The following is an 11,823-nucleotide window of genomic DNA, read 5'->3' on the forward strand; positions in this document are numbered from 1 at the left end:
GGCACCAGACTGTCGAGCGTCACCATCTCGAGCGCCGTCTGTTCGGGAACGGGTTTCTTCAACATGTCCCAATGAATCATAAACCCCTGGACGGTGCCAGGGGTTTGTCAGCGGTCTGAGCCGGGGCTCGTCCCCGGCTTTTTCCGTTTTATATCCCTCTGATCCCATTGGCATTGCCGCCGCGTCGACCCATGATGGCGGCAACAAGCAAAAAAGGGTCAGATCATGGTGAAACTCCTCGGCATATCCGGAAGCCTCAGGAAGGCGTCGTTCAACACCGGCCTGATGATGGCTGCCGCTGCCGGTGCGCCCGATGGTGTCGAATTCGAAACCGCGACGCTGCACGGCATTCCGCTCTATGACGGCGATTTGGAAGCCAGGGACGGAATCCCAGAGGCTGTCACCGCGCTGAAACAAAAGATCATGGCGGCTGATGGCGTGATCCTGTTCACACCGGAATACAACAATTCGATGCCGGGTGTTTTCAAGAATGCGATTGATTGGTTGAGCCGGCCCTCCGCCGATATCGCCAAGGTGTTTCGTGGCCGGCACTTTGCGCTGGCGGGCGCGTCGCCGGGCAATTTCGGCACGATCCTCAGCCAGAACGCCTGGCTTCCGGTGATGCGCACGCTCGGCGCTGAACTCTGGTCGGGCAAGCGGCTGATGCTGCCGCGTGCGGAAACCCTGTTTAATCAGGATGGGGTGCTGACGGACGCTGAGGCGGGCGACCGCCTGCGCGCCTTCGTCAAGGCTTTCGCCGATTTTGCCGGGGCGCAGAGCGGCAGGTAGGGGCTCCAGTCCTGAGGGCCGCTTTAGGTGGGGCCACGGCAACAAGCCATCTCCTGCTTTTTACGCACTGACGGAAACCGCTTCGCTTTTTTTGCTAGAAATGCTCTCACGAAAGACTGAATTTTGTCATCCTCGGGCTTGACCCGAGGATCCACAATGGTTGTGGGCAAGGACCCGTTTTGCGCTCAGAGCCCGGGGGCACGGATGCTCGGGTCAAGCCCGAGCATGACGCAGAGAACGGGTCGCCGTCTATCGGTCTGCACTGAACCGAACCGCCGACGGCCCGCAAGCGCTCAAGCGCCGCTTTCTGCCAGCCATTGCTGGATGGCAGCGATGTCGGGGGCACCGATTTCGTGACCCATGTCGAGATCGATGGCGGTGAGCTTGGCACCGGTCTTCTCCAGCTCGGCTTTCAGGCGCGGCGCAAACTCACCGTAGCTGTCGCTGCGGCCGGTCAGGAGCAGAATATCCGTGCCAGTGAGATCCGGCGTCGGCATATCGTCGAGCACGATCATCGAGCGCATCAGCACCACGTGCCGGATCAGCCCCGGATGTAGCGTCATCAATGCGACCAGCAGATTGGCGCCGTTGGAATAGCCGATGAACACGGCCTTCGCGAGATCGATGCCGTAGCCGTCGCGCGCGCCTTCGAGAAAGGCGGCAAAGGCGTCGGCCTCGGTGCGGGCGTCCTTCTGGTCGAAGGTGGTCGAGGAATAGCGCCGGAACCAGCGCGGCGAGCCTTCTTCGGTGGAACGGCCGCGAACCCCGAGCAGCGTTGCCCGGCCGTCCACCTGATGGCCGAGGTGAAGGAGTTGCGTCTCGTTGCCGCCGCTGCCGTGCAGGAGCACGAAGGTGCGCTCGTCGGGCGTATCAGGATGATAGAAGCGGTGAACGAAGGGAAGATCCCGTTCCGTCAGGCGCGGCTCGCCCGGTAGCGCGAACTGCGGCAGGCTGACCAGCGTTTCCGCGGTCCGGTCCGCAAAATGGGCAGGGATGAACAGCTGCGTGCCGAGCGTCTCCTTGGGCTCGTCGATGGTAAAGCCGGGCTTGTCGGTTGCAAACTCATAGAGCGAGCCACCGGGTTCGCGGACATAAAGCGAGAAGAAGTACTTGCGATCATGGGCGTTGATGGCGCCGGCATCGTCGTGCTTCAGGTCGTCGCGGACCTTCAGCACGGTGTCCTTGTCCGGGGCGCGAAAGGCAATGTGGTCGATCGTGCCGGTTCCGGGTGCCGAGGTCCAGAAACCGGTGGCGTCGCGCACGTCGATGATGTCGCCCGATTGGGAGGTGAAGCGGCGGATCGTGTCGGTGGCGCCGGTTTCGACATAGCCGAAATGCGTGGCGAGGAAACGGGCGGATTCGGTCGGCTGCTCGGTCAGGATCGTGGCGCCGCGCAGGCGCCGGATCGCGTCCGCCTCGGGAATATCGCGCGTGCTCCAGGGTGCGGCAGCGGGCAGCGCGTCGGTGCCCACGAGCTTGACGATGACGCCATCGGGGTCCTTGAGCCGCAGCACCGGTTCGCCGAATTCTTGGGCGGGACCGGAAATCTTGATGTTGTACTGGAGCGCCCGCGTCAGCCAGAAGCCGATGCTTTCCGGCGCAATGGCAAAGGCGATCTCGCTCGGCTGGCCGTGGCCGACACGTCCGGGCGCGCCGTCTTCCCACATCAGGAAGGTTACGAGCGAGCCGGGCGAACCCTCGGCGTCGCCATAGAAGAGATGAAGCTGGGTGGCATCCTCGTAGCCGCCGGTTCGCTTCACCAGGCGCAGGCCGAGGAAGCCGACGTAAAAGTCGACATTTGCCTGCACCTTGCGGGCGATCAGCGTGATGTGGTGGATGCCGCTCGTCATTTTTCGTCTCCCGATATCATGCCTCACAAACCACATGCGGGTCAGCCGCGCCAGAACCGCGCCGGCGAACGCTGTGTCAACGTGGGCGGAAAAGTCAGCTCCGGTCCTTGGCGAGGAAGGCCTTGAAGGCATCGGCATAATCCGGATGCCAGCGCGACAGCGGCGGCCGGTTCTCGACGATATCGCCGGCGGCCCACAGAATGCGCTTCTCGTCGGTCGACCTGATGACGTCGTTGTCGGGGCAGAGGATGTAGAAGTCGCCGCGCTCAAGGCTTTCCATCATGAAGTCGACGGTCTGATCCGGCGTCCAGGCGCCCTCAGGCTTTTCCGTGCGGCCACTTGCCGTGAGCGACGTATAGACGAAGCCGGGGATCAGCAGATGGGCGTGGACCTGTCCGCCCGCAATGTTGCGCAATTCATGCTCCAGCGCCTCGGTGAACGCTTTCACGCCGGCTTTGGAGACATTGTAGGCGGCGTCGCCGGGCGGTGTGGTGATACCCTGCTTCGAGCCGGTGTTGATGATAACCGCCGGCTGGCCGTGGGCGGTCATGGGCGGTGCGAAGACGCGCGAACCGTTGATAACGCCCCAGAGATTGACCGCGAGCACGGCCTCCCAGTTTGCCTGTGGGCCAAACATCGCGCTGCCTGGCTGAATGCCGGCGTTGTTCATCAGCACATGGACAGGCCCGAAGCGCTCGTGGACGGCGCGCTCCAGCGCCTCGATGTTCTCCAGGCGAGAGACGTCGGCAGGGATGGCTGCAACGTAGTCCGCGCCATGCGGCGAAAGGTCAGCAACCTCCACTGCGGCTTGCGTCAGGCGCTCACCCTCGAGATCGGCAAGCACGACACGCATGCCGAGCCGCGCGAAGCGGCAGGCGGCGGCAAGGCCAATGCCGGAAGCGGCACCGGTGACGACGGCAAGGTGATCGGGGGCAAAGGCGGGATGAGACATGGCGGTGGCTCCAGCGGGCAGGATCGAATGCAAGAGATAGGGCGCGATGCGACGGCTGTCCATCGCCGCGAGCAGTTGCCGGAAGCGATGAAGCACCTGAAATCTATCCGTTTTTGGCAGGGAAACCTTGCCGCCCCGGCCGTGCACGCTAGTTCCAATCAGGACCATGGTCGCCAAAGCGGCCTGCCGCAACAGGTATCGGATGGATTGATGCAGGAACGGCAACCCGCAACGACAAACGCATCCCATGCGAAGGCTTCGGCATGTGTTTCAGCTTTGCCAGCGGTTACGGCGATGCTGAGATCTTCCCGGCACATCTGCGTGGCATCCCGAGGATCGAGAAACCCTTCAACGAGAGCTCGGTGGGAAACCTGATCGCTAAAGCTGCCAAGCGCGAAGGCGCATAACGCCGTCGCCTTGTTACTCTTCATAGTGTGTGTCGCGTGGCGCTGCCACCATCGGTCGCAGCGCCGTTTGCCACTGCGGGACTTCCAGACGACGGCCAAGTATGCGACTTTATTGGCATCCTCGCGATGAACGCGGTGTGCATCTTGCATATTGAGGGATCACGATAACAGCCCCGATTAATGCCTAAGCCGGGTGGAGCGTATGAAGCAATTCACATGCAGGGTGCGGCAATGTGGTTGGGGCGTCATGCTCGCTTCCACCGTCTTGCTGGCGTCGTGCCAGAAGCAGGAAGCAGAGGCCAAAAGGCCGGAAACGACCGTCCGGATCGTCGAAGCACAACTCACCGATTACCAGCAGACTGTCACCTTGACCGGCGAAGTCGTGGCACATGTGCAGGCGAACCTTGCCTTTCGCGTCAGCGGTCAGGTCACGCAGTGGTTTGCCGATGTCGGCGCCCATGTCGATGAAGGCGAGCTGCTGGCGAAGATCGACCCGCGCGAGCAGGAAGCCGATGTTCAGGCGTCCGAGGCGGCGGTGAAGGCCGCAGAAGCGCAGTTGCGGCAGGCTTCGGCCACGTTGACCCGACAAAACACTCTGATGACGCAAGGCTTTACGACGCGGCGGGATCTCGTTCAGGCGGAGACCGCCGAACGCACCGCTGCAAGTGCGCTCGATGCCGCCAAGGCAGAACTCGGCGCGGCCCGCACGGCCCTTTCCTATACCGAGTTGCGTTCGAGCGCCGCCGGCATCGTGACGGCGCGACATGCCGAAGCGGGGCAGGTGGTGCAGGCGGCGCAAACCATGTTCTCCGTTGCCAAGGACGGGCCGCGTGACGCCATCTTCAACGTTCACGAGGGCCTGTTGTTCATGAAGCCGGCGAGCCAGGACGTGACGTTGGCGTTGGTCAGCGATCCCTCGGTCACGGCGATCGCCCGGGTGAGCGAGATCTCGCCTACCATCGACGCCAAGGCCGGTACGGTGCGGGTGAAGCTGGCGATGCTACAGACGCCGGAGCGCATGACGCTCGGCTCGTCGGTGACGGGCGTCGCCCGCTTCGAACCCGCCAAGGTCATCGCGCTGCCGTGGACGGCGCTCACCGCCGTCGACGGCAAGCCGGCGGTCTGGATCGTCGATCCCAAGGACAGCACGGTCGGTCTCAAGCCGATCGAGGTGAAGACCTATGAGAGCGGCCGGGTACTGGTCGCCTCCGGGCTTTCGGTCGGAGACAGGGTCGTGGCGGAGGGGGCTAAGTTCCTGCGCCCGGGCCTGGCGGTGCATGCGGTGGCAGAGGAGCAGGCGAAATGAGCTGGTCGACATTCAATCGTCTGGTCGTGCCGGTTGCTGTCCTTCTGCTGGCCGGTTGCCAGAAGGAAGAGGAGCAGGCGACCGGCGTCGTTCGTCCGGTGCTGTCGATGGTGGTCAGCCAGCGCGTCGACGCGGCCGCGAGCTTTGCCGGAACGGTGCAGCCGAAGGTGCAGACGGAGCTTGGCTTCCGGGTGATCGGTCGGCTGGTCGCTCGCGATGTTACGGTCGGGGATGAGGTGGTCGCCGGGGCCGAGCTTGCGGCGCTCGACCCGACCGCTTTCGAACTGGCGCTGCGGTCCGCCAAGGCCGATCTGGCGAGTGCGGAAGCAACGCTTGCCAACGCGGCGGCGGCCGAAGAACGCCTGACCGCCCTCTTGAAGACCGACACTGAATCGCAAGCCACCGTCGATAGCGCCCAGCAAGCCCGCGAGGCGGCACAGGCTTCGCTGATACGCGCGACGGCGGGGCTCTCGAAGTCCGAGGAGCAGCTCTCCTATACCAAGCTGAAGTCCAATTTCGACGGCATCGTTACCGCGACCGGGGCAGAGGTCGGCCAGGTGGTGTCGGCAGGCGAGATGGTGGTGACCGTCGCCAGGCCGGGCGAGCGCGACGCGGTCGTCGACGTACCCGACGGCATCGCGCTGTTTCCGATCGGCACGCCGTTTTCGGTGGCGCTGCAGATCAATCCGGACCTGCGGGTCAACGGCACGGTGCGTGAGGTCGCGCCGGCGGCCGACCCTGTCACCCGGACGCGACGCGTAAAGATCGCGCTCGACGACCCGCCGGTCGGGTTCAGGCTGGGAACGACCATCACCGCGACGCGCCAGGGCTCCGAGCACGAACTTATGCTCGTTCCTTCAACCGCCGTGTTCGAGCGGGAGGGCAAGAACTTCGTCTGGATCGTCAACGAACAAGGCGGCGATGTCGCGGCGCGCGAAGTCGACGTCGGGGCCGATGTCGGCGGCTTGAGGCCGGTCAACGCCGGGCTCAAACCGGGGGAGCGGATCGCCACGGCGGGCGCGCACAGCCTCGAAGAAGGCCAGAAGGTGAAGATTTCCGACGGAGCGCGTTCATGAAGAAGTTCAACCTTTCGGACTGGGCGCTCGATCACAGCTCCATGGTCTGGTACTTCATGATCGTCTTCGTCGTGCTCGGCATCACCTCCTATGTGGAGCTCGGCCGCGAGGAGGATCCGTCCTTCACCATCAAGACGATGACGATCTCGGCCGCCTGGCCGGGCGCTTCGGTCGAGGAAACGACGCTGCAGGTCACCGAGCGCATCGAGCGCAAGCTCGAGGAACTGGAGTCGCTCGACTACACCAGGAGCATGACGACGCCGGGCCAGACGCTGGTCTTCGTCAACCTGAAACCGGAGACGAAGGCGCGCAATGTGGCGGCGACTTGGGTCACGGTTCGCAACATGATCAACGACATTCGCGGGGAGTTCCCTTCCGGCGTCGTCGGCCCTGCCTTCAACGACCGCTTCGGCGACGTCTTCGGCAATATCTACGCGTTCACCGGCGACGGGCTGACCCAGCGCCAGCTGCGCGACTATGTCGAGGATGCGCGCCGCGATATCCTGACGGTGCCGAATATCGGCAAGGTCGATTTGATCGGCGCGCAGGACGAGGTGATCTACCTCGAGTTTTCGCCGCGCCAGCTCGCGGCACTCGGCATCAACCAGCAGCAGGTGATCGAGACGCTGCAGGCCCAGAACGCCGTATCGCCATCGGGCGTCATCCAGACCGAAGGCGAACGTGTCAGCATCCGCGTCGGCGGCCAGTTTTCATCGGAAGAGAGCATCCGTTCCGTTAACCTGCAGGTCAACGACCGCTTCTTTCGCCTGAGCGACATCGCCACGATCAGCCGCGGCTATGTCGATCCGCCGTCCGCCTTGTTCCGCTTCGAGGGCAAACCGGCGATCGGCTTGGCGATCGGCATGAAGCAGGGCTCGAACCTGCTCGATTTCGGCAAGGCGGTCGAAGAGAAGATCGCGCTCCTGGAAGAGAGGCTGCCGGTCGGCGTCGACATTCATCTCGTGTCCGACCAGCCGCTCGTGGTCGAAGAGGCTGTCTCCGGCTTCACGCAGGCGCTGTTCGAAGCGGTGATCATCGTCCTTGCGGTCAGCTTCGTCAGCCTCGGCATGCGCGCCGGCCTTGTCGTGGCGCTTTCCATCCCGCTGACGCTGGCGATTACCTTCGTCTTCATGTCCTATTGGGGCATCTCGCTGCAGCGCGTTTCGCTCGGGGCGCTGATCATCGCGCTGGGCCTGCTTGTCGATGATGCGATGATCGCGGTGGAAATGATGGTGGCGCGGCTTGAGGTCGGCGATTCGCTGCGCAAGGCGGCGACCTACGTCTATACCTCGACCGCCTTTCCGATGCTGACGGGCACGCTCGTCACCGTTGCCGGTTTCATTCCGATCGGCCTCAACAACAGCGCCGCCGGGGAGTTCACCTTCACGCTGTTCGTCGTCATCGCGATTTCGCTGCTCGTTTCGTGGATCGTGGCGGTGATCTTCGCGCCGCTGCTGGGCGTTACGATCCTGCCGAAGACGATGAAGCAGCATGCCGGCGAAAAGGGTCGGATCGGGCGACTGTTTTCCAGGCTGCTCGACCTCTGCATGCACTGGCGCTGGACGACGATCATCGCCACGGTCGCGGTCTTCTGCCTTTCGGTCTTCGGCATGGGCTTCGTCCAGCAGCAATTCTTTCCGTCCTCCGACCGACCCGAGATCATTGTCGACTGGTCGCTGCCGCAGAATTCCTCGATCGAGAAGACCAATGCGCAGATGGCGAAGTTCGAGAAGGAGAAGCTCGCCGGCAACCAGGATGTGCTGCGCTGGTCGAGCTATGTCGGCGAGGGGGCGGTGCGTTTCGTGCTGTCCTTCGACGTGCAGCCGCCGCATCCGTCGTTCGGGCAGATGATCATCGTCACCAAGGGGCTCGACGTCCGCGACAAGGTGCGCGCCGATCTGCAGGCCTATCTCAAGCAGACGTTCCCGGGAACGGATGCCTATGTGAAGCTGCTCGACATCGGCCCGCCGGTCGGGCGTCCGATCCAGTATCGCGTCAGCGGGCCGGATATCGATCAGGTGCGCAAACATGCGCTCGAGCTCAGCACCGTTCTCGGACGCAATCCGCTGCTCGGCGAGATCGTCTACGACTGGAACGAGCCGGCACGCATGATCAAGGTCGATGTGCTGCAGGACAAGGCGCGCCAACTCGGCGTCACCTCGCAGGATATCGCAACGGCGCTCAACGGCATCGTCGGCGGTACGACCGTCACCCAGGTGCGCGACGACATCTACCTGATCGACGTCGTCGGCCGGGCGCGTGAATCCGAGCGGCAGTCGATCGAGACGCTACGCGATCTCCAGCTTCCCGGCGCCAGCGGCAATTCCGTGCCCTTGGCCGCCGTTGCCAACTTCCGCTACGAGATGGAGCAGCCGGTCGTCTGGCGCCGTTCGCGCCTGCCGACGATCACGGTCAAGGCGGCGATCAACGGCTCGGCGCAGCCGTCGACGGTTTCGGCGCAGCTGGAAAAGGAGGTGGCGGCGTTTGGCGCCGGCCTTCCCGACGGCTACAGAATAGAAATCGGCGGCACGATCGAGGAAAGCGCCAAGAGCCAGGCGCCGATTGCCGCCGTCGTGCCCTTGATGCTGTTCACCATGGCGACGATCCTGATGATCCAGCTTCAGAGTTTCTCGCGTCTGGTCCTCGTCTTTGCGGTGGCACCACTGGCGCTGATCGGTGTCGTCGCGGCGCTGCTGCCGAGTGGCGCACCGCTCGGCTTCGTCGCCATCCTCGGCGTGCTGGCGCTGATCGGCATTCTCATTCGCAACTCGGTCATCCTCGTCGTGCAGATCGAGGATCTGCGAAGGGAAGGGGTGGCCGCCTGGGATGCGGTGCGGGAGGCGACCGAACATCGCATGCGGCCGATCATGCTGACGGCAGCCGCCGCAAGCCTCGGGCTGATCCCGATTGCGAGGGAAATCTTCTGGGGGCCGATGGCCTATGCGATGATGGGCGGCATCATCGTCGGAACGGTGCTGACGCTTCTGTTCCTGCCGGCGCTTTATCTCGCCTGGTTCCGTATCAAGCCACCGGCCGAGAACCGCGCTGCCGATGGGGCGACGACGTCGAGTGACGGCGAGGCGGTGCCGGTCTGATCCCGGCTCCGCCGGTTCAGGCTGACGGCGGTCTCAGATCTTCCCGCGCGAGACGAACCAGGGATTGGCGAAATCGCTGTCGCTTTTCTGGTTGCGCTTGCCATAGGTGAGCGGCGTGCCTTCCATCGTCAGCGTCTCGCCGCCTGCCGCACGCAGGATGGCATCGCCGGCGGCCGTGTCCCATTCCATCGTACGGCTGAAGCGCGGATAGACGTCGGCAAGCCCTTCGGCCAGCAGACAAAATTTGAGCGAGGAGCCGACGGCCTCGTAGTCGGTGACCCCATGTTCGGCGAGATAGGCGATGGTCTCGGCGCTGTTGTGCGAACGGCTCGCCAGCGCCACCAGCCGATCGCCGCGACTGCGGCAGCCGATCACGGTTTCCGGCTGGACCTGGAAGGTTTCGGAGACCACTACCTTCAACGCCTTGCCGCCGGCCGCGGCGTAGAGGATACCGAGTGCTGGCGCATAGACGACGCCGGCAACCGGCGCGCCGTTTTCGATGAGCGCGATGTTGACGGTGAAGTCGTTGTGGCGGCCGATGAATTCCTTGGTGCCGTCGAGCGGATCGACGAGGAAGAACGATTTGCCTGAGATCTCGGGGATGGAACCGGCCGCAACCGATTCCTCGGCCACGACCGGAATCTCCGGAAAAGCGGCGGCAAGATCGGCCAGGATGATGCGCTCGGCACATTCGTCGGCATCCGTCACCGGCGAACAGTCGGGCTTGTAGGTCACTGCCGGACCGGAATTGTAAATGTCGAGGATTGCGCGCCCGGCGGCGAGCGCGGTCTTTTGCAGAATGTGCAGCATTGCTTGTCGTCTTTCAGGTCTTCATCGGCGCCATACCACACTCGGCGACGGAAGTTGCCCATAGTTTTCGACGGTTCCGGCAAAATGTCTTCTCGCCAAGCGCCAGTGTGGCGAATTTTCCGGCCTTGCGGCAAAACGGCAGCTTGATTTTTGCACCTGCGAGAAGCTTGCATCTTTGCTCCTCGCGTCGGCTGTGCAAATGTGGCGACGCAACTGAACTGGATGCCTTCATGCGTTATTCCGCATTCTCGATCGTCAGGAACGCCCTTTCCGGAAACCTGAACTGGAAACCGCAATGGCGGCAGCCGCAGCCGAAATCCCATTATGACGTGATCATTGTCGGCGGTGGCGGCCATGGTCTTTCGACCGCTTATTACCTCGCCAAGGAATTCGGCGTGAAGAACGTCGCGGTGCTCGAGAAGGGCTATCTCGGATCGGGCAATGTCGGCCGCAACACGACGATCGTGCGCTCCAACTACATGCTGCCGGGCAACGAATCCTTCTACGAATTCTCGATGAAACTCTGGGAAGGGCTGGAGCAGGACCTGAACTACAACGTCATGCTGTCGCAGCGCGGCGTCATCATGCTTTACCACAGCGACGCCCAGCGCGACGCCTATGTCAGGCGCGGCAATACGATGTGGATGGAAGGGGTCTCGGCCGAGCTCATCGAGCGCGAACAGCTGAAGAAGATGATCCCCTTCCTCAATTACGATCATGCGCGCTACCCGATTCTCGGCGGCCTTCTGCAGCGCCGTGCGGGTACCGCCCGCCACGATGCCGTCGCCTGGGGTTATGCCCGCGGGGCCGACCAGCACGGCGTCGACATCATCGAGCATTGCGAAGTCACCGGCATTCGCCGCGAGAACGGCGTCGTCACCGGGGTGGAGACGTCGAAGGGTTTCATCGGCTGCGGCAAGCTGGCGCTGGCGGCGGCCGGCAATTCTTCGCGCGTCGGCGAGATGGCCGACCTGAAGCTGCCGCTCGAAAGCCATGTATTGCAAGCTTTTGTGACCGAGGGGCTGAAGCCGTGCATCGATCACGTGATCGTCTATGGCGGCGGACATTTCTACATCTCGCAGTCGGACAAGGGCGGACTGGTCTTCGGCGCGGAGATCGACGGTTATTCCTCCTATGCCCAGCGCGGCAATCTGGCGACAGCCGAGCATGTGATGGAGGAGGGGGTGTCGATGATCCCCGGCCTGTCGCGCGTTCGGGTGTTGCGCGCCTGGGGCGGCGTCATGGACATGAGCATGGACGGCTCGCCAATCATCGATCGCACCTCGATCGACAACCTCTACCTCAACTGCGGCTGGTGCTACGGCGGCTTCAAGGCGACGCCGGCGTCTGGCTACTGTTTCGCGCATCTGATCGCCAGGAACGACACCCACCCGGTGGCGCGCGCCCTGCGGCTCGATCGTTTCGCGCGCGGTTATGCGGTCGACGAGGCAGGGGCCGGGCCGCAGCCCAATCTGCACTAGATCGGCGCAAGCCGGATGACGACACATCCGGCTGACCAGGAATATTGAGGGAGCCAG

The 11,823-nt window shown here is 63.4% G+C and carries 10 protein-coding genes; 6 read left to right on the forward strand and 4 right to left on the reverse strand.

The features are described from left to right. The first annotated feature begins 225 nt into the window (after window positions 1–225). On the forward strand, window positions 226–789 hold the full coding sequence (locus tag BC360_RS13945; protein WP_065795609.1) for an NADPH-dependent FMN reductase: 564 nt from the start codon (window positions 226–228) through the stop codon (window positions 787–789). A gap of 293 nt (window positions 790–1,082) precedes the next feature. Here BC360_RS13945 and BC360_RS13950 read toward each other — a convergent pair whose 3' ends face one another. After that, the gene (locus tag BC360_RS13950) at window positions 1,083–2,639 is read right to left on the reverse strand and encodes a VOC family protein (RefSeq protein WP_065795610.1); all 1,557 of its coding nucleotides are present in this window, start codon (window positions 2,637–2,639) and stop codon (window positions 1,083–1,085) included. A 94-nt stretch (window positions 2,640–2,733) separates the two neighbouring features. After that, window positions 2,734–3,591 (reverse strand): SDR family NAD(P)-dependent oxidoreductase, encoded by an 858-nt coding sequence (locus tag BC360_RS13955; RefSeq protein WP_065795679.1) that lies wholly within the window; start codon window positions 3,589–3,591, stop codon window positions 2,734–2,736. A 263-nt stretch (window positions 3,592–3,854) separates the two neighbouring features. On the opposite strand from BC360_RS13955, the gene BC360_RS32145 reads away from it, so the two are divergent. The 4 genes from BC360_RS32145 (at window position 3,855) to BC360_RS13970 (ending at window position 9,475) form a co-directional block, all read left to right on the forward strand. Beyond that, window positions 3,855–3,998, forward strand: a complete 144-nt coding sequence (locus tag BC360_RS32145; protein ID WP_161491376.1) for a hypothetical protein — start codon at window positions 3,855–3,857, stop codon at window positions 3,996–3,998. 202 nt (window positions 3,999–4,200) lie between these two features. After that, window positions 4,201–5,304, forward strand: coding sequence for an efflux RND transporter periplasmic adaptor subunit (locus BC360_RS13960; RefSeq protein WP_065795611.1), 1,104 nt, complete (start codon window positions 4,201–4,203; stop codon window positions 5,302–5,304). Next, a complete protein-coding gene (locus BC360_RS13965) occupies window positions 5,301–6,380 on the forward strand; it encodes an efflux RND transporter periplasmic adaptor subunit (protein ID WP_065783656.1) in 1,080 nt (359 codons plus the stop codon). Before BC360_RS13960 ends, BC360_RS13965 begins: the two co-directional genes overlap by 4 nt. Beyond that, window positions 6,377–9,475: an efflux RND transporter permease subunit gene (locus BC360_RS13970; protein ID WP_065795612.1), complete on the forward strand. Its 3,099-nt coding sequence runs from the start codon at window positions 6,377–6,379 to the stop codon at window positions 9,473–9,475. Before BC360_RS13965 ends, BC360_RS13970 begins: the two co-directional genes overlap by 4 nt. A gap of 33 nt (window positions 9,476–9,508) precedes the next feature. On the opposite strand, the gene cysQ is transcribed toward BC360_RS13970, so the two are convergent. Both cysQ and BC360_RS31545 read right to left on the reverse strand, forming a co-directional pair. Next, complete coding sequence (gene cysQ, locus BC360_RS13975) at window positions 9,509–10,285, reverse strand: 3'(2'),5'-bisphosphate nucleotidase CysQ (RefSeq protein WP_065795613.1); 777 nt, start codon at window positions 10,283–10,285, stop codon at window positions 9,509–9,511. A 13-nt stretch (window positions 10,286–10,298) separates the two neighbouring features. Continuing rightward, on the reverse strand, window positions 10,299–10,517 hold the full coding sequence (locus BC360_RS31545) for a hypothetical protein (RefSeq protein WP_139110034.1): 219 nt from the start codon (window positions 10,515–10,517) through the stop codon (window positions 10,299–10,301). Here BC360_RS31545 and BC360_RS13980 point away from each other — a divergent pair. Next, entirely contained in the window at window positions 10,516–11,766 is a 1,251-nt protein-coding gene (locus BC360_RS13980) for a sarcosine oxidase subunit beta family protein (RefSeq protein ID WP_065795680.1), read from the forward strand. The genes BC360_RS31545 and BC360_RS13980 overlap by 2 nt on opposite strands. Window positions 11,767–11,823 lie beyond the last annotated feature (57 nt).

Source organism: Ensifer sp. LC163 (assembly GCF_001695855.1).
Taxonomy (GTDB): domain Bacteria; phylum Pseudomonadota; class Alphaproteobacteria; order Rhizobiales; family Rhizobiaceae; genus Ensifer.

What these genes read in the sequence shown, in the direction of transcription:
- BC360_RS13950 (WP_065795610.1), bottom strand. Translation starts at nt 2,639, where the DNA reads ATGACGAGCGGCATCCACCACATCACGCTGATCGCCCGCAAGGTGCAG.
- BC360_RS31545 (WP_139110034.1), bottom strand. Translation starts at nt 10,517, where the DNA reads ATGAAGGCATCCAGTTCAGTTGCGTCGCCACATTTGCACAGCCGACGC.
- BC360_RS13945 (WP_065795609.1), top strand. Translation starts at nt 226, where the DNA reads ATGGTGAAACTCCTCGGCATATCCGGAAGCCTCAGGAAGGCGTCGTTC.
- cysQ (WP_065795613.1), bottom strand. Translation starts at nt 10,285, where the DNA reads ATGCTGCACATTCTGCAAAAGACCGCGCTCGCCGCCGGGCGCGCAATC.
- BC360_RS13955 (WP_065795679.1), bottom strand. Translation starts at nt 3,591, where the DNA reads ATGTCTCATCCCGCCTTTGCCCCCGATCACCTTGCCGTCGTCACCGGT.
- BC360_RS13960 (WP_065795611.1), top strand. Translation starts at nt 4,201, where the DNA reads ATGAAGCAATTCACATGCAGGGTGCGGCAATGTGGTTGGGGCGTCATG.
- BC360_RS13965 (WP_065783656.1), top strand. Translation starts at nt 5,301, where the DNA reads ATGAGCTGGTCGACATTCAATCGTCTGGTCGTGCCGGTTGCTGTCCTT.
- BC360_RS13980 (WP_065795680.1), top strand. Translation starts at nt 10,516, where the DNA reads ATGCGTTATTCCGCATTCTCGATCGTCAGGAACGCCCTTTCCGGAAAC.
- BC360_RS13970 (WP_065795612.1), top strand. Translation starts at nt 6,377, where the DNA reads ATGAAGAAGTTCAACCTTTCGGACTGGGCGCTCGATCACAGCTCCATG.
- BC360_RS32145 (WP_161491376.1), top strand. Translation starts at nt 3,855, where the DNA reads ATGTGTTTCAGCTTTGCCAGCGGTTACGGCGATGCTGAGATCTTCCCG.